Annotated in this window: 17 protein-coding genes; 4 read left to right on the plus strand and 13 right to left on the minus strand. The window is 52.5% G+C overall.

Features of this window, described 5'->3' with window-relative positions; translation table 11 throughout:
* Positions 1 to 61: 61 nt before the first annotated feature.
* The 8 genes from EPA93_RS22010 to ispD all read right to left on the minus strand — a co-directional run bounded on the left by EPA93_RS22010 (position 62) and on the right by ispD (position 6013).
* Positions 62 to 517 (minus strand): hypothetical protein, encoded by a 456-nt coding sequence (locus EPA93_RS22010; RefSeq protein ID WP_129889575.1) that lies wholly within the window; start codon positions 515 to 517, stop codon positions 62 to 64.
* 9 nt (positions 518 to 526) lie between these two features.
* Positions 527 to 1822 (minus strand): NAD(P)H-dependent oxidoreductase, encoded by a 1296-nt coding sequence (locus tag EPA93_RS22015; RefSeq protein ID WP_129889576.1) that lies wholly within the window; start codon positions 1820 to 1822, stop codon positions 527 to 529.
* 3 nt (positions 1823 to 1825) lie between these two features.
* Positions 1826 to 2281 carry a PTS glucitol/sorbitol transporter subunit IIA gene (locus EPA93_RS22020; protein ID WP_129889577.1) on the minus strand — a complete coding sequence of 152 codons (456 nt, stop codon included), beginning with the start codon at positions 2279 to 2281 and terminating at the stop codon, positions 1826 to 1828.
* A gap of 210 nt (positions 2282 to 2491) precedes the next feature.
* Entirely contained in the window at positions 2492 to 2863 is a 372-nt protein-coding gene (locus tag EPA93_RS22025) for a PTS glucitol/sorbitol transporter subunit IIB (protein ID WP_129889578.1), read from the minus strand.
* Positions 2864 to 3059: 196 nt separating this feature from the next.
* Complete coding sequence (locus EPA93_RS22030) at positions 3060 to 3605, minus strand: PTS glucitol/sorbitol transporter subunit IIB (protein ID WP_129889579.1); 546 nt, start codon at positions 3603 to 3605, stop codon at positions 3060 to 3062.
* 2 nt (positions 3606 to 3607) lie between these two features.
* Positions 3608 to 4213, minus strand: coding sequence for a PTS glucitol/sorbitol transporter subunit IIC (srlA, locus tag EPA93_RS22035; protein ID WP_129889580.1), 606 nt, complete (start codon positions 4211 to 4213; stop codon positions 3608 to 3610).
* A 210-nt stretch (positions 4214 to 4423) separates the two neighbouring features.
* A complete protein-coding gene (locus EPA93_RS22040; protein ID WP_129889581.1) occupies positions 4424 to 4822 on the minus strand; it encodes a transcriptional regulator GutM in 399 nt (132 codons plus the stop codon).
* A gap of 453 nt (positions 4823 to 5275) precedes the next feature.
* Positions 5276 to 6013, minus strand: coding sequence for a 2-C-methyl-D-erythritol 4-phosphate cytidylyltransferase (gene ispD / locus EPA93_RS22045; protein WP_165423321.1), 738 nt, complete (start codon positions 6011 to 6013; stop codon positions 5276 to 5278).
* Positions 6014 to 6351: 338 nt separating this feature from the next.
* Between ispD and EPA93_RS22050 the strand changes: the two genes are divergently transcribed.
* From EPA93_RS22050 to EPA93_RS22065, 4 genes are read left to right on the plus strand one after another with little or no spacing between them, the layout of a single operon-like run.
* On the plus strand, positions 6352 to 7326 hold the full coding sequence (locus EPA93_RS22050; RefSeq protein ID WP_129889583.1) for a thiamine pyrophosphate-dependent dehydrogenase E1 component subunit alpha: 975 nt from the start codon (positions 6352 to 6354) through the stop codon (positions 7324 to 7326).
* A complete protein-coding gene (locus EPA93_RS22055; RefSeq protein WP_129889584.1) occupies positions 7323 to 8372 on the plus strand; it encodes an alpha-ketoacid dehydrogenase subunit beta in 1050 nt (349 codons plus the stop codon). Before EPA93_RS22050 ends, EPA93_RS22055 begins: the two co-directional genes overlap by 4 nt.
* Before the next feature lie 46 nt (positions 8373 to 8418).
* Positions 8419 to 9840 (plus strand): dihydrolipoamide acetyltransferase family protein, encoded by a 1422-nt coding sequence (locus EPA93_RS22060; RefSeq protein WP_129889585.1) that lies wholly within the window; start codon positions 8419 to 8421, stop codon positions 9838 to 9840.
* Positions 9841 to 9858: 18 nt separating this feature from the next.
* Positions 9859 to 10122: an HPr family phosphocarrier protein gene (locus tag EPA93_RS22065; protein ID WP_129889586.1), complete on the plus strand. Its 264-nt coding sequence runs from the start codon at positions 9859 to 9861 to the stop codon at positions 10120 to 10122.
* 80 nt (positions 10123 to 10202) lie between these two features.
* On the opposite strand, the gene ptsP is transcribed toward EPA93_RS22065, so the two are convergent.
* The 5 genes from ptsP to EPA93_RS22090 form a co-directional block, all read right to left on the minus strand.
* Positions 10203 to 11945: a phosphoenolpyruvate--protein phosphotransferase gene (gene ptsP, locus EPA93_RS22070; RefSeq protein ID WP_129889587.1), complete on the minus strand. Its 1743-nt coding sequence runs from the start codon at positions 11943 to 11945 to the stop codon at positions 10203 to 10205.
* 19 nt (positions 11946 to 11964) lie between these two features.
* The gene (locus EPA93_RS22075; RefSeq protein WP_165423322.1) at positions 11965 to 12972 is read right to left on the minus strand and encodes a sugar-binding transcriptional regulator; all 1008 of its coding nucleotides are present in this window, start codon (positions 12970 to 12972) and stop codon (positions 11965 to 11967) included.
* 490 nt (positions 12973 to 13462) lie between these two features.
* Positions 13463 to 14005, minus strand: a complete 543-nt coding sequence (locus tag EPA93_RS22080; RefSeq protein WP_129889589.1) for a hypothetical protein — start codon at positions 14003 to 14005, stop codon at positions 13463 to 13465.
* Positions 14006 to 14242: 237 nt separating this feature from the next.
* The gene (locus tag EPA93_RS22085; RefSeq protein ID WP_129889590.1) at positions 14243 to 14956 is read right to left on the minus strand and encodes a hypothetical protein; all 714 of its coding nucleotides are present in this window, start codon (positions 14954 to 14956) and stop codon (positions 14243 to 14245) included.
* A 490-nt stretch (positions 14957 to 15446) separates the two neighbouring features.
* On the minus strand, positions 15447 to 16907 hold the full coding sequence (locus tag EPA93_RS22090; RefSeq protein WP_207229622.1) for an aldehyde dehydrogenase family protein: 1461 nt from the start codon (positions 16905 to 16907) through the stop codon (positions 15447 to 15449).
* Positions 16908 to 17076 lie beyond the last annotated feature (169 nt).

Below are 17076 nucleotides of genomic sequence, written 5' to 3' on the forward strand. Positions count from 1 at the left end.
TGGTACTCCGTATGCTAGCGCCTCCTATGCACATATGTCAATGGAGAGAGCAATAATGGCCCTATTGGAGGTACAGTGATACCAGTCCTTCTTTGATGGCTTCTTCATCAGTAGTGCTTATCTCAACGCGTTTCTTTCCACAAAGGAGTATAAAACCGTGGATAGTGCCATCAGCGGCAAAACGAGGATGCATCTCAACGCCTGGCATGTGACGAACCAGGCTATCTAGATGCCAGTGCCAGTTCCAGGATTTCGGGCGGCCACGCGGGTCGCCCAAAACATGGACACTGGCAGGACGTTCAAGGCGCACGATAAAACGCTTCTGCAGAAAGCTTCGCCCGAAGATATGCTCGCCATACTCCGTCAATAAGCGCTGCAGCAGCGGATCGAACGCCTCAACTTCTTGTTGCTGACGCTTGTGAGGATCGCTTGATCCTGCTTGTGATCTGGTTTTTTCGGCCTCCGCGGCCCGCAGGGCGCGTTGCCGTCGTGCAACGGCCTCATCAAACCAACTCATCGCGTTTTTTTACTCTACCAGCAAGTCCTGTAAACGTCGGGCATGTACAATAAATGATTGATCGTCAAGTTCAACATCGGCATAGGTGAGAGTCTGCCCGCGCGACACGGGACGAATCACGCGTGCCCGCTCCGAGAGGCCCAGGGGCAACATCTTCTCGGCCCTGGCAACATCTGCACGCTCAATGTTTCCATGCACCATTGTACCACCAAGTCCGTCTAGTATGTCACCCACCTGCAGGTCGCGCTTGGCAACTGTCGTCGTCTCCGCCACGGGAGGACCTTTAGGAGCCAGCGTTGTCTGATTGTAGAGCACGGCCAGGGCAACCGAGCGTGGTGTCTCAATATTGGCTAGATGATATGGTCGGTACAGCGCCCAGTAAGGACCATTGCCCAGCTTCAAATATTGTAGATCCTTCACCACCTTTGGCTGATGCGTGGTAAAGATAAGAAATACACCAGGTGCAACATTGCCAAGAGCATAGTCAACAACACCCGTGTGCTCTAAAACGCCGCCATCCTCTTTCGGACAAAAGATCTGCGCCAGAGTCTCTGGCGTCGCCTGTGGTCCGTGCATACCACTCACATCGGGTACCAGTCCGGTAGCATTGGCCACCGCTGTCATCTCCACCATTGTCTTTGTGCCATCGACGAAAGAGGCAAGCATCTTGGGGCTCATCTCCTGCTGAGCGGCCTTTTCAGCTACTTGCTGCGGGGTAGCGCTGCGATCTAACTGATTGTTTTTGCCCTTGCCAGCCGCAATAATCTCAAAGCCCAGGGTCCTGGCAAAATCATAGAGCTCCAGGATTGCCCCCGGCTCATCGCCAGCCGCAGTCGTATAGACCACATTGGCAGCATCAGCCATACGCTTGAGCAGATATCCTACGGTGACATCGGTCTCCACATTTAGCATAATGATATGCCGCCTGGCCAGAATTGAGCGATAGGCAATGACAGCGCCAATCGATGGCATACCTGTTGCTTCTACTACAGCATCAATGGCGATATCGGGAATAAGCGCCGCATGGCTCGTCACAACGCGCTTGCCAGCAGCCACCGCCTCGCTCGCCTGCTCAGCAGTGGCCTCAGCAGGCAACACAACGATATCATCTTCGAGCACACCAATGGCGCGAAAAGCACCTACAGCCCGAGGCAGATCGATATCTGCGGCCGCGACGACATCCATACCATTCATCTCGCCGATCTGGGCAATAAGGCCTGCCCCCATCTGCCCAACACCCACCAGGCCTACCCGAATCGGGCGATTCTCGCGTTGGCGCTGTTCAAGCGCTACAGCCATATTCATAAGTTATTTCTCCTCCAGTCCAAGAAGTTCGACAATCGTCCCTACAGGAGGAAGGGTTGTCAGGGAAGGCTCTACAGAGATCGTCCCTGGAAGATTCGCCGTAGAAGCTGCATCAAAATGCACGACCAGGTGACCCAGTTCCGCCAGATTCGCGTTTGCCATATCCCCGACAGCGGTAATGCGATGCAAAACTATTTGGGCTTCACCGCTGGCATCCGACGCAGGCAGGACAAATCTGAGCAAGTCACCGACAATAAGCTCGGAGACTAACTGGGTTCCATTATGGATCAGCGAGACCTCTCGCAGCTCGGCTGGAGCGCTCTCTCCAAAGAATATCAAGATACCATGGGGCAGAAATTCGGAAACAGTAGGTCCTATCTCTTGAATTATGGCATGGTATTTTACAACAAATTGTCCCTCGCAGACAGTGCTGGCTGTCTGATCGGAATGCGCAACCACATATCCTCCTTCTTAGATCCTCGCCAAGGCTCTGCCACATTTGCGCTTTTGCAAACGGGCAAGTGCCCGGCACATACATGCTCTATAGGCCAGACCTTGAAGCTTTACCAGGGAACCGGACCAGAGAACTGACCCGGCCCCACACTAACTATTTCATGTCTGGTACGATACAGCTAAAATATGCGCCAGCGCGGATATAGCAAGCCATTTCTACTCGACAACGGTAATGTCCTCTGGCTTGACACCAGAGACAAAATTCTTCTCATTGATAAAATTAGCCAGCGGCCCCGAGGGCGAGCTTGGCTTCACATCAACTGTAAGGATCTTCTTCATTGGATAGACCCCGATGCGCGCAGTTCCACCACAGTCGATGACGACACAGGCAATCTGCTTTTCAGGAGCCGAAGAGCGGAAGCCATCAAATACCTTCCCCCCTGTCAGATCGGCGATGCGCTGAGCGACAGGATGTATGCCGCCTCCTGTGACACAATAAATGAGATCTTTGCCCGGCTGGGGCTTCACGACAAGCGGTCCTCCCCAACCTCCACGGCCTTTGGAAATCTTCACAGCTTTATACGCCATCGTTTTCCCTCCATTCCTTGTGAGATATCCAATGTGCTGGCTGACACAAGCTGTAGCCCGGCCAGCCTTCCTACGATTTGTAAAGAGCCTGGCGTCCATCTGCCACGCTCAATGATATATTAGCAAAGTCGTACAGCGCTCTCAAAGCACTAACAAAGGTTTAGTCAAGTTCTTAGAAGTGACCCAGCAGCGCGGCTTAATGGCCAGGATACAGGCCAAAGCTTGCCAGCCAGGCAATCACCACAGCCAACGGGCCGGTGATCAGGCGCGACATCAAAACAGCAGGCACGCCAATCTCGGTCGTCTCAGGTTCGGCCTCGCCAAGGGCCAACCCGACAGGAATAAAGTCACAACCGACCTGCGGATTAATCGCAAAGAGTGCCGGCAAAGCATACTGGGCAGGAATATGCCCTAGTCCAATCTCGACACCAAGCAGCGTCCCCACAACCTGAGCAATCACGGCTCCTGGTCCCAGCAAGGGAGAGAGCACGGGCAGGGCACAGATGATCGAAAGGACCAGCAAACCGAAGATATTAGATGCGAGCGGCGATACCGTATGAGCAATGATATTGCCAATTCCCGTGTAGAGAATGATACCAATGATCATACTGATAAAAGCCATGAAGGGCAAAATATTGCGTATTACTTGCTCGATAGTATCGCGCCCTGACTGATAGAGTACGCCCACCACATTACCAACGCCCCGTCCAATAGTTTCGAGAATTCGTGTAATACCTTTCATTTTTATGCTTCCTCTCCAGTTGCTAATGCAGCACCGTCAACATCCATTACAGACTCTTCAGCACCCTCTTCGCCTTCAGCGTTCTCGGCGACAGGACGTCTGGCCCACATAATGGCCGTAATTCGCTCGGTAACGAGACCGCGAATAAAGATTACCAGCAAACCAACCAGGAAATACCTGATTGCCAGATCACCCAGGCCCAGGCCAAGCTTGGTGATACCGGCGGCAATACCTGCCCAGACAAAAATCTCGCCAGGATTAGCATGCGGAAACAGGCCAAGAATGGGATGGACAAAAGAGACAGCCGAGTCATAGAAGGCAGGCTTCTGCTTCTCGGGGAGGAAACGACCAAGGGTATATGCCATCGGATTAGTCAGGAAAAAGACGGCAAGAAAAGGCAAGATAAGATAGCGTAGAAAGATGTTACGGCTGCTAACCATAGCAACCTTATCGATACGTTCAGGGCCAATGAAACGTACCAGAGCATTTACCGCGGTCATCAGAACGATCAGGAGAGGAACAATTCCAGTTACCAGGCCGACAAAGTTTTTGCCGCCTTCCTGGAACATGCCTATGAACCCCTGGGCAATTTGCACTAGGATCTGCATAAGATCACCTCCGTGTAAATAGTGGACAGCCCTGTACACCTGGCAGAGAGAGAAGCACGAGAAGAAACGCCTGTATGCATGCTCCACATCATCGTGGCCAGCCTTTCCTGTCCGGGCATCCTGTAAACAGGACACGAACTCCTGCTAGCAGGTAGAAGTTAGAACTTCTGCCTACATCAAACTTGGGAACCATATAAATAATAAGAGGAACTAGGCAGTTGCGGGCGCCTTGTTCAAGGATTCCGCAATCGCTTCAGCAGCTGAACGGGCAGCCTCTACCACCCCTTTTGGGACATCCGCAATCGGGGATGCATTTACATCAAGCAATTCGTCAAGGGAACGACCCTCCAGTTGTGGTACTGGCTTCAAACTAGCAAAAACAGTTATTCCTCTGAGCTGCTCTGCCTTAATAATGGTGCGGGTAAGAGGATGGGCGACGAGAGCAACGTATGTCCGGCCACGATAACGACCACCGGCAAGACCGGTAGCGCAACGCCCAAGTTTCTTGAGAGCACCGATGCGTTTGTAGAAAAGGCGCGCTTGCCTATAGGCCAGGGCAAGCTGAACAAGCCATGCCAGGAGCGCAACAATGGCGACCTTTTCAATCATTCCAACCTCCCCAAGAACGGCGAAGATATACTCTTGTACTTACCAATCAAAGACAGACGTCGGCAAGTTCACGAGACAATTCAATGGGTTTATAAATCATCCGTTTGGGCAGACTTGAGGCAAAAGAGACCGGATGAGATATTGCCTCGCCTTTCAAGCGTCGTGACAGCGCAAAAGCGCGTCCCGGCAGATCACGGCAATACTGCCACATCAGTTCCGTTACTGGCTTCTCAATCGTTCGTTTGCAACGATTACACGTAATACGCTTTATATAGAGAGAAGCGTATAAAATGGTATGCGTTGTCATACTCCCACAAAATAGGCAATTCAGTTCCGTCTGACAGGCTATCATAACCATGCCGCCCTTTACAGTGGATGCCAGTCGCGGCATCCCAACGACACCTATCTCCACAGGATAGCGGCTCCTTCCGCGAGCCCTATCGCTATGCAGGGTCACCAAAAACGCCGATGTCGGCTCAACTTTTCAGCGTGTAGAAGATCGTGAGCCGTGGTAATCTTCAAGTTGTTTACATCACTCTCGACGATAGCAACAGGATAACCGACACGTTCCAGAGAGGCAGCGGTATCAGTTCCAACAAACTGATCCTGCTGAGCTCGATCATAAGCATCGAGCAGCAGAGATGCGCGAAAGGCCTGGGGGGTCTGGGCGCGCCACACCTGTTCGCCTTCAAAACATTTCTGGATATTATGAGTCTCGCTAACCTGTACGATGAGATCCTCTTCTTGTAAAGGCGCGGCGAGAATAGCGCCACCTAAGTCACGCGCTTTCTCGACAAGCTGCTGCACCTTCTCCGCAGAGATAAAGGGACGTGCCCCGTCATGTATCAGGATCACTTCAATTTCACCCGCTTGAATCTGGGGACGCAGGGCCTCAAGCGCGCACATTTCAGAGGCGTGCCGGGTGGCTCCTCCCTGCACGACTCGCCGCACCTTGTGACATTGGGCTGTATAGGCCAGCTTCGTAAGCTGCTCTTGCTCACCTGCTGCCGCGACAAGCACGATCTCATCCACTACAGGACAATGCTCAAAGGCCTCAATGGCATAGATAATCACAGGCTTCCCGTTCACAGGCAGAAATACTTTATTAATTGGTTGCCCCATGCGCGTTCCTTGTCCCGCGCCCAACACCACAGCAACGACACGCATCGATGAATCCTGCTTCCTGAACATTGTTTCACCTTTGTGCATATTCGGTATTTTGTGCGAGTATACCATCGGTTCCTAAATTTTGTCAAGAGCAGCAGTGGTTTATGGGTTTCGGGACCTTGACAAACTGTATTTTCACTCCGTGTGCTATTGACACTCGCTCATCAGCATGGTACATTGAATATATGTGCAGCCTTGAATTTTTGTGCAATATAGAAAGAGCGGGTGCCAGAGCGACAACGTGGTGCCAGGACGACCGCCTACGCTGCGCAAGGATCGCTCCCACAACCGAACCACGTGGCCGTATCAAGCTAGACTGGCAACGCTACCAAATGCGTCTTTCATACCAGGAGTGATAGCATATGTCTGAACGTCCTCCAGAGCTTTCTCCACAACAGCTTCGTAGCTTGCTCGGAACCATGTACCGTATTCGTGCCTTCGAGGAAAAGGTTGACGAACTATTTATGCGTGGTGAAATACATGGTACCACACACCTTTCCATCGGGGAAGAGGCAACGCCTACCGGAGCACTGATGGCCTTACAACCTGACGACTACATTACTAGTACGCACCGCGGACACGGCCACTGCATCAGCAAGGGTGCAGATATCAATCTTATGATGGCCGAGCTACTGGGCAAAGAGACCGGCTACTGCCGCGGACGTGGTGGCTCGATGCATATCGCCGATGTGAAGGCTGGCAACCTTGGGGCAAACGGGGTAGTCGGCGGAGGCATTCCGATCGCTACTGGCGTGGGCCTGAGCATCCAATTACAGGGGAATGGGCGCGTCTGCCTTTGCTTCTTTGGCGATGGTGCCAGCAACGAAGGCACCTTCCACGAAGCAGTTAACATGGCGGCAACCTGGGATCTGCCAGTGATCTTCTTATGCGAAAATAACCAGTACGGTATGTCCATGTCCACAAAGCGTTCCATGCGCAACGAGACCATAGCCCAGCGCGCCACGGCTTACGGTATTCCCGGCGAGCGTGTTGACGGCAATGATGTATTCGCCGTCTATGAGGCCGTATACAAGGCAGCTCAGCGCGCCCGCGCCGGTCAGGGACCTTCCCTGATTGAGGCTTATACCTATCGCTATAAGGGCCACTCAAAAAGCGATCAGAACCGCTATCGCACGCGCGACGAGATCCGCGAATGGCAAGGCCGCGATCCCATCAAGCGCCTGAGCGAATATCTCATCGCGCACAACGTTATGAGCCAGGAAGAGATTAAGCAGGAAGAGGCTGCGGCATACCAAGTTATCGAAGATGGCTATCAGTTCGCATTAAGCAGTCCAGAGCCAGATCCTGAGACCCTGCTCGAAGGAGTATATGCATGACAACGACACAAACGCCAGCAACATCTGCTACGACAACAGCCCAATTCGAACCATCCTTAAAAGAAATGACCTATGCTGAAGCCGTCAGAGAGGCTCTGAGCGAAGAAATGCGCCGTGACCCACGCGTCTTTTTAATGGGCGAGGATGTTGGCATTTATGGCGGAGCTTTCGGCGTCACACGCGGCATGCTTGAGGAATTTGGCGAGGAGCGCATTCGCGATACGCCTATCTCCGAAGCCGCCCTGGCCGGCGCTGGCACGGGAGCAGCTCTGACCGGTATGCGCCCTGTTGTTGAGTTCCAATTCAGCGATTTTATGGGCATCGCCATGGACCAGATCGTCAACCAGACCGCCAAGCTGCGCTTTATGTTTGGCGGAAAGGCCGAGGTCCCGGTTGTGTTTCGCGGACCGCTCGGCTCGGGAACAGGCGCCGCTGCGCAGCACTCGCAGAGCCTGGAAGCCTGGTTCGCGCACGTGCCCGGCCTGAAGGTAGTCTTGCCCTCTACGCCTGCCGACGTCAAGGGCCTGCTCATTGCGGCCATCAGAGATCTCAACCCGGTTGTTTTCCTGGAGCATAAGGTGCTCTACAAGCAGAAAGGCATGGTGCCGACCGGCGATTGGGAGGTACCGATAGGCAAGGCCGATATCAAGCGGACGGGCAAGGACTTGACCATCATCGCCTGGTCCATCGAGGTACCGCGCGCGCTTGCCGCCGCTCAACGCCTGGCGCAGGATGGGATCGAGGCCGAAGTTGTAGATGTACGAACTTTACGGCCGCTGGATGCCGAGACGCTTATTGCCTCGGCGCGCAAGACTGGACGCGTTCTTATCGTGCATGAAGCAGTGCTAAGCGGTGGTTTTGGTGGCGAAGTTGCGGCCCGTATCGCCTCCAGCGAGGCTTTCTATTATCTGGATGCGCCTATTATGCGCCTGGGTGGAGCTGAGATTCCCATTCCTTATAATCCCGTTCTGGAAAAGCGCGCAACTCCTCAAGAAGAGGATATCTATCAGGCCGCCTGCCAGTTATTACAACGCAACCCAGCGTAGCAGGGGCGCTCTTAGCAGCGCCCACACTGTGTAGGAGAGATGATAAATGGAGAAACCCCTGACCATGCCTAAGCTCGGCATGACCATGACCGAGGGCACGGTACTCAACTGGATCTACAAAGAAGGCGACCTGGTAGAGAAAGGCGAACCGCTTCTTGAGGTCATGACCGACAAGGTAAATATCGAGGTAGAGGCCCCCTTCACGGCTCGCCTCAAGCAGATTTTAGCCCAGGATGGCGAGACGCTGCCCGTAGGAGCACCGCTGGCTGTCCTGGTTGACGATACAGAAGATAGCACAGCCAGCACGCAGGCCGCACAAGCTGTCAGCCGATCAGCCCCCGCGGCTGTAGCCAGCACACCAACCACGGCAAGCAGCCCGGCTCTGGCCATCCGTGAGCAGACGAGCTCTGCGCCGGTAGCCAGTACACCGGCGGCCAAACGCGAGGCAGCCCTGCATGGCATCGATCTCCATGCCATCGTCGAGACAGGTGCCAGGCCTCCTCTGCATCGAGACGATGTACTTGCTTTTCTACAGAGTAAACAGGATAAAGCCGTGCGCGCCACGCCTATTGCCCAGAAGATGGCTCGCGAGCATCAGATAGATCTGGCAGCCCTGGCCGCCCTCAAAGCTGGCGAGAAGGTCACCCGGGCCGATATAGAGGCTCATCTTGCCGCCGGCCCACAAAGCACCAACCATGTAGCCTCAGACGCCGTACCTACGCCCGTTCCCAACGAGCAGGCAAAGGTCCCGGAGGACAGCGAATTGCTGCCTCTTACCCCTGTCCGGCGGATTATTGCTCAGCGGATGCTTACCAGCATCAATACTATTCCGCATATCTATCTTGACACCGAAATAGACATGAGCGAGGCCCAGCGCACCCGCCAGGCTCTCGGACAAAGCCTTAAGGCTCAGGGAGAGCCGGCTCCTTCTTTAACTGCCATACTGCTGCGCGCGGTCGCTGCGGCCCTCACCTTACATCCAGAGGTCAACGCAGCCCTTGAAACAGGCGCGGATGGGAAAGAAGCCATTCGCCGCTGGCATAATGTCAATATCGGTATAGCCGTCGATACGGAGCAAGCCTTACTTACGCCGGTCCTGCGCAACGCCCAGCAGCGTAATGTACCCGAGCTGGCCCGCGAGCTGCGCCGCCTCACGCAATTAGCGCGCGATGGTGCGCTCAAACCTGAAGATCTCAGCGGAGCAACCTTCACAGTTTCTAATCTTGGGATGTACGGCATTGACACTTTTCATGCTATCATAGTTCCAGGACAGAGTTCTATCCTTGCTGTCGGCAAGATTACGAAGCGAGGAGTTGTCATCGAGGATGACAGCGGTGAGCGTATCGAGATACGCCCAATCATGAAGGTCTCGCTTTCGGCAGATCATCGCGTCCTGGACGGGGCAAGTGGAAGTCGCTTCTTGCAACGACTCAAGGCATTTCTAGAGAACCCATATCTATTACTCTAAGCATAAAGGAGAGGCTACATGCACCAGGCAAAGGTGATTGTGCGCCACGAAGTGGGCCTGCACGCTCGGCCTGCCGCACAATTTGTGAAGCTCGCCAAACAATTTAAAAGCAACATCACGATCACTGCTAAAGGCAAAACTGTCAATGCCAAAAGTATGGTTCTATTGCTTACGCTCGCTGTAGGCAAAAACACCGAGATTGAGGTAGCGGCAGAAGGAGAAGACGAGCAGGAAGCTGTTACAGCGCTTGTAGGACTGGTAGAGCGCAACTTCGAGGAATAATCCCATACAGCATTAACAGAAGTTTGTTCCCAGGGCACGAATATTCGTGCCCTGTATTTGTATCGTTGCCAGGCTCGGCTTTATAAGAGGATCTGCTCTATCTCGTCAGCGCTCTCAGCAGCCAGGACGCGTTGCACAATCTCCTGCGCCTCGCCCCGGGTTGTCGAGCGAATAATCTGTTTGACAGCGTTGAGTGAATTGACCTCCATGCTAAATTCATCGAGGCCAACGCCAAGTAAGAACTTGCAAGCTCGTGGATTGCCCGCCATTTCTCCACACATGCCAATCCAGCGGTTATACTTATGGGCAGTCGTGATGATCTGGGCTATCGAGCGCATCACGGCAGGATGGAAGGGACGATGGAGTTCAACCAGATTGGCATTCATGCGATCGCTGGCAAGAGTATACTGCGAGAGATCATTCGTCCCAATGCTAAAGAAATCGGCATCCTTAGAGAGCACATCGACCAGCAAGGCCGCAGCCGGCGTCTCAATCATAATGCCCTGGCGAATCTTATTGCTCACAGGATTTTTCAAGATTCCCTCGGCCAACAACATGGCCTCGGTTTCAGCGACAAAGGCTCTTGCCTGCCGCAGCTCGCGCGAATCGCAGATCATCGGATACATAATCCAGAGCGAGGCAGGGTTGTGCTCTGCCGCGCGCAGCAAAGCGCGTACTTGCGTGCGGAACAAGGGCTGATGCTTCTCAGCCAGGCACAGACGGATGCCACGCAGGCCGAGGAAAGGATTATCTTCATGCTCAAGCGAGAGATAAGGGATGCTTTTATCTCCGCCGATATCGAGCGTGCGCACGATAACCGTCTTGCCAGCAAAAGCCTTCAGCACGGTGCTATATGCTTCAAACTGCTCTTCTTCGCTGGGTGGCGTCGTGCGATCCAGGAAAAGGAACTCAGTGCGGAAAAGCCCGACCCCATTTGCTCCCGCCTCCACGGCTGGCAGGGCGTCCTTAGAACGCCCAATATTGGCGGCAACTTCTACTTTCACCCCATCCGGGGTAACGGCGGGCAAGGTTCGCAAGGCCTGCAGCTCTTGCTGCAGTTTTCGATATTGCTCTAGAGCCGTTTGATACTGTACCACGGTCGCCTCGTCAGGATCGATGACTACTTCGCCGCTACTGCCATCCAGAGCAACGCGGGCCGAGGCAATATTCTCCTGGCGCAACTTCTCTAGTAAGCCAGTGGCACCCACAACTGCCGGTATACCCAATTGGCGAGCCAGAATAGCCGTATGCGAGGTAGGTCCACCCTGCTCGGTTGCCAGACCCAATACCAGTTGGGCATCAAGCCCCGCAGTATCTGAAGGGAGCAAATCGCGGGCAACGATAATTGCCGGATGCTGCAAATGGCGCAACTGGGGAACAGGCTTCCCTTGCAGGTGGCAGATAACTCTCGTGCGAATATCATAAATATCGGTCGCACGCGCCTGGAAGTAGCTATCGCTGAGATTGGCCAGCAATTGAGCAAACTCATCGGCGGCTTCCCACAAAGCCTGCTCAGCATTCATCAACCCATCCTCAATACGCTGATAAGCGGATTCCAACAGCGCTTCATCTTCAAGGATCAAGAGATGAGCATCAAATATAGCGGCTTCTTCCTTCCCAAGACGCTCACTCACCTGATCACGTAGCTGAGTTATTTCTTGCTTGGAAGCCTGAATTGCGCGGTCCAGGCGTTCTTTCTCAGCGGCTACTGCTTCTGGCACAAGCTGTTCATGCGAAATGAGAGGCGGTGTGGGATCATAGAGGATATAACTTCCTACCGCCACGCCACTTGCGGCGGGCGTGCCTCGTAAGGCGATTGTCATCTAAACCTCACTTTATCAGTTATCCTGATAACTCTACATATTCACGGCTCGTGGCTAACTGGAGCACTGCACGAGCACAGGGTTCATCCGTAATGAGCACCTTTACGACACCTGTCCGTAACGCACCCAAAATGGCCTCATTCTTGGCTACTCCTGCCGCTACAGCGATGACCAGAGGCACCTTTCGCATCGTTGCAAAGGGGACGGTGATTGTCCGATCGAGCATTTCAGTTGCACATAACTGTCCATCGATATTAAAGTAGCAGCCACAGATATCTCCTACCGCTCCCTGGCTACGAATCACCTCAAGCTCATTCTCATCCATATAGCCCGCCCTGAAGAGGCCAGAAGCCTCGGGACGAGCTCCACCAATCCCCACAAGAGCCATATCCATCTGCTCCATCGTCTGGAAGGAGCGCCGTAAACTACGCTCTTTGAGCAAGCCATTGCGCACTGTGGCGTCAGCTACCAATAAAGGAGCATGCAGGTAGTAGCAGCGCCCACCATAGGCATCGGCAAGACGACGGGCTATATCGGGACCGTCAATGTCGGGCATCGAAGAGGTATCAACACTTCCCATTAATTGTACAATATTGAGAGGAAGACGACGGCGGGGACGCAACCCTTTCAACATCTCAAGCATTGAGGTACCCCACGAGATGCCGACAATACGAATTGCCTCATCTCCCGCCGCTTGCGATTCTTGAATGCGGCGGTCTGTGTAACGAGCCGCCAGAGCCCCTACATGGCTCAGAACAAGCTCGTCAGGCGATGAACTTAGCAACACTTGAGCATCCTGTAAACCGAAGCGTTGCATCAACTCATCGCGCAGAGAAGTGGAGGTACGCAGAGGATGATGTACGTGAATATCTACCAGGCCAAGCTCTCTTGAACGTGTAAGTAAACGCGATACACCAGAGCGAGAGACCCCAATCACTTTGGCTATCTGTTCCTGCGTATAGTTTTCTTCGTAATAGAGGCTAGCAACCTCCGTCAAAAGGTAGATGTCGTCGCTCTCAAGCGTCATACGCGCATATCCTTCGCATATATGGATCTGATTTTCCCGCTCATCAGGACGAAAGGAAGTACCAGATCGCCATGTTTCACAAATGTGCAATCTTGAGATTAATTGTAAGAGCCTGACACCCATTTGTCAACCAAGCGAAACCGCATCTCCTCCCGCCCATTGTACTACAGGAAATGCAATTTTTGCCTACTTGCTTCTGCCGCTAAACAAAGCTATTTTCATTATTTCATTTTAAATCCCGTTAATATTCTTAATATTATTTATATATTTCTAGCTATTTATAGCAGTAGTTGAAGGAAGCAGTCGAGCTCACACAAACTCGTAACGCTTTTTCACCTGGGAGACAAGGGATAGCTCTCGCGGCGAACGTAACCTGTTTAGCAGCTGATGTACCTTTGCTCCACACAAAATTTGTTTTACCATAAAGAAATATGCATCTATAAATAGATATCGACGCCGCTTCTTGCCACGTAAGGTAGGGCAGTTCCTTCTATTCCATAAGTTCAGTATCTTTTCTCTGCGTGGCCAGAGGAGCTCCAATGAAAGCCCTGCGCGATATTATTTCCTTGATCAGATAACTCTGATCCTCTTTACTCAGGTGCGATTCTAGCACTACCTCGATCAGATCGCGCATTTTTTCAGCATTAGAGGCCTCATCTGCTTTCTCATTAATTTTATCTGCATAACTATCAACACGCTCATTTGCGTAACGTTTTTGCGAAAACACCAGATAGGTAATCACACCGGTAATCATACTGGTAACCATACTGGATAAAGTGGGAACAAAAAGAAAAGCTTTATCGGTAGTAAGTATAAAATAGATGAGTTCAATGACCATCACGATCGTCGTAATGGTTGCGGCAATAGCAGCAAGCACGCTAACATAAAACCAGCTTCTAGCCTCGATAGAGCACTGATCATACGTTTGTTCCAGCGGCCCATACTCATTTTGTGCGGTTTGCTGTGCACCCACACTATTGCTCTGATCATCTTTACTCTGTTGCCCCCGATGGCGTCCCTTTGGTGCCGGCATCACTAATCCCATTCCCTCCTACTCATCACCGCGCGACCGCTTTATACCTTCATCTGTCTTGGGTACCACAGATAGCTTTCACGGTCCTAACACATTCGTCATGTACTTCATTCTCCATCTTCAAGCCGTAGCTATCATTTGATCTCTCTGGACCGCGGTATATCCTCCCTTTCCAACTAGCAGCTCATAATCTCTGTTAACGCCACCCATGGAACAAATCTAGAAGCCAGATTTTTTCTAATCCTGGGCGGTTAATAGCTGTTCTGCCGTTTCCTCCTTTGCTTGCTCATTGGTTAAACCTAGCGCTCGGGCAATAATAATCTCTTGTAACAGGCTCCTTGTTGTCTCGTCGAGGTCTAGCTCTACACTAGCCTTCTGTATCTTATAGAACTTCTCGATCAGCTGTAAATTACTATAATAGAAGTCGGTCTGCATGCCTTTGACCCTGGCTCGCCAGAAAAACAGGCAGACCAGGCCCAGGCAGAGCAGGCTTGTTATAACTAGCATTAAGAGCAGCGATCTGGCGGCAAACCCGGGCAAGAGGATAGCGAGAACCGTTATCGTAATATTAACAGCAGCGATCACAGTGATCAGCAAGCAAGCCTGAGACCAGCGCCGAGCCCCAGTGCTTGACTGTACCGCCAACTTTTCTAATTGTTCAATTTTTTCTCTTGTTGCCTCAACAATACGCTCGTAAGCTACCTGCCGTGGCACAACTATGCGCCGTTCCTGCTTCGTATGGGAAGCAAGCTTTCCAGGCGCTCGACGAGCCGTTTGCTCGCGCTTCTCGGGCTCTACTACCACCACGTTTCCTCCTGCTTCCACCTTGAAGTGCACATCTGAAGCTTCCACTACCTTATCATATACAACTGCATGCCTGGCAATGCTACTGATAATTGCATGGCAGTGAGATTGCACAGAACTACTCGTCCGATAATAGCCGGTAATCATCGCAGGCCTCCTCCTCTGGTGCCCTAACCCTGGCGCCATTTTCCTCGATACTACCCATTTGGACCGCCACAGACAAGCAAAAAGCCCCAACCCGTTGGCCAGCCCAAACATTTAACGCTACCAGGAATATCGAACATACATCCCCACCCTCAGTATACTCTTTTCCTCTCAGCGTCTAGTTCTTAACAAAAACTGACAGCTTTGCCCGCCGCTCACGAGAAGCCTTAGTGCGGCTTCACTTACATATTTTACAGAATAGTTCAGCCTTTTGTCAATTACCCACACCATAAATACATAGATATATACTCAATTATTGGAATACTATAAAAATCGAATATAAAACAAGGGCTACTGCTCAATATTCGATCTTCATTTTTACTGACAGATAAACAGCTCATTGCTGCTAAGGAGAAAGGCTGGCCTGGCCGACCCTTCTCCCTATGCTCTCACAAAAGCAATCTCTCTAAGCAAAAAATCGCAGTTGGATCTACTAGGCACCAGCCGCATTCACCTGTACGGTCTTCACCTCGGTAAAGAACTCAAGCGCAGCCGGTCCCTGTTCGCGCGAATGCGAGCTGGAAGACTTCATTCCGCCAAAGGGCGCATGTGGATCTACGCCTGTGGTGTCCCCATTGATGCGCACCATTCCGCATTCTATATCATGGATATATTCCAGCATGGCATTGATATCGCGCGTAAAGAGCGAAACGCTCAGGCCATAGCGCGAATTGTTGGCAATCGCAATAGCCTCTTCCACACTGCGTGCCTGGTGCACTACCAAAACCGGCCCAAAGACTTCCTCTTGAGCAATACGCGCATCTGGAGAGACGCCAACAACAACGGTTGGCTCAAAGAAGTATCCTTGTTTTAAGGGCGCTTCCGCCGGCGCTTTGCCGCCCAGAGCTATCTGACCCTCTTTGGCGCCCAGCTCCGCATAGTAATTTACCTTTTCTAGAGCGCTACGTTCCACCAGCGGTCCGATTGCGCTCCTGGGGTCGTTGGCCGGAGCCAGAGGCAAAGTATGGATTTCAGCGGCAAGTCGATCTATAAAGCTATCGTTAACTTCGGATACGACGATGGCCCGGCTGGTGGCTGTACATTTCTGGCCGGCAAAGCGCATAGCCCCCGCCGCTATCAGCTTTGCGGCCTGCTGCAAATCGGCATCGGCAAGAACGATTGCTGCATTCTTGCCGCCCATTTCGAGCTGATATTTAATGTTGTTTTTTGCGGCGGTCTCGCCAATACTCATACCAACTGTATCGGAACCTGTAAAGCTGATTCCCCGAATGCCTTTATGACCGGTCAGTACATTGCCAATGGTAGAGCCTTTGCCCAAAACGAGATTCAGGACGCCAGCCGGCAGACCAGCCTCAGCCAGGACTTCGACCAGGCGCGTGGCGACAAAGGAGGCAACTTCTGCAGGCTTCCAGACAATAGTGTTGCCATAGGCCAGCGCAGGCGCCATTTTCCACAATGGGATGGCAACAGGAAAGTTCCAGGGAGAGATAATAGCTACAGGCCCCAGCGGCTGGCGTAAAGAAAATTGCAGGCTACCGGCAGTTTGGGCCGGTATAACCATGCCCATGGGATGCACGGCTTCCTCGGCAAAATAACGCAGAATCGCAACGCCGCGATCTACCTCCGGGACCGCCTCTCCCAGCGGCTTACCCACCTCTAAGGCTACGAGGGTACCCAGTTCCTGACGCTTCTGGGCTAACAAATTGGCAGCCTTATGCAGGATCTCGGCCTTAGCCGGGCCAGGAGTAGCTTTCCAGGCGCGGAAAGCGCTCTGGGCCGCCTCTACTGCGCGATCAACGACGGCCGGTTGTCCTTGCGGAACACGGGCAAGGATCTGGGTTGTATCGGATGGATTGAGGTCCTCACTCCATTGCTCATCTTTAGCTGCAAGCCATTCACCTGCTACATAGTGTGATAGTGTATTGATGCTCACGAGTTGACTCCTCTTCCCCTTTCTAAAAACACAATGACATTTCCATAGTATATGCTATCCTCCATATAGATTGTATACCATATACTACCGTCTCCTAAGGTCGCCGATGCCTGCTATCAGCGACAAAGGTCCGACCGCATTGAGGAACCAGACTCCCACTTCCAGTTTT

The sequence above is a fragment of the Ktedonosporobacter rubrisoli genome (genome assembly GCF_004208415.1).
GTDB classification, from domain to species: domain Bacteria; phylum Chloroflexota; class Ktedonobacteria; order Ktedonobacterales; family Ktedonobacteraceae; genus Ktedonosporobacter; species Ktedonosporobacter rubrisoli.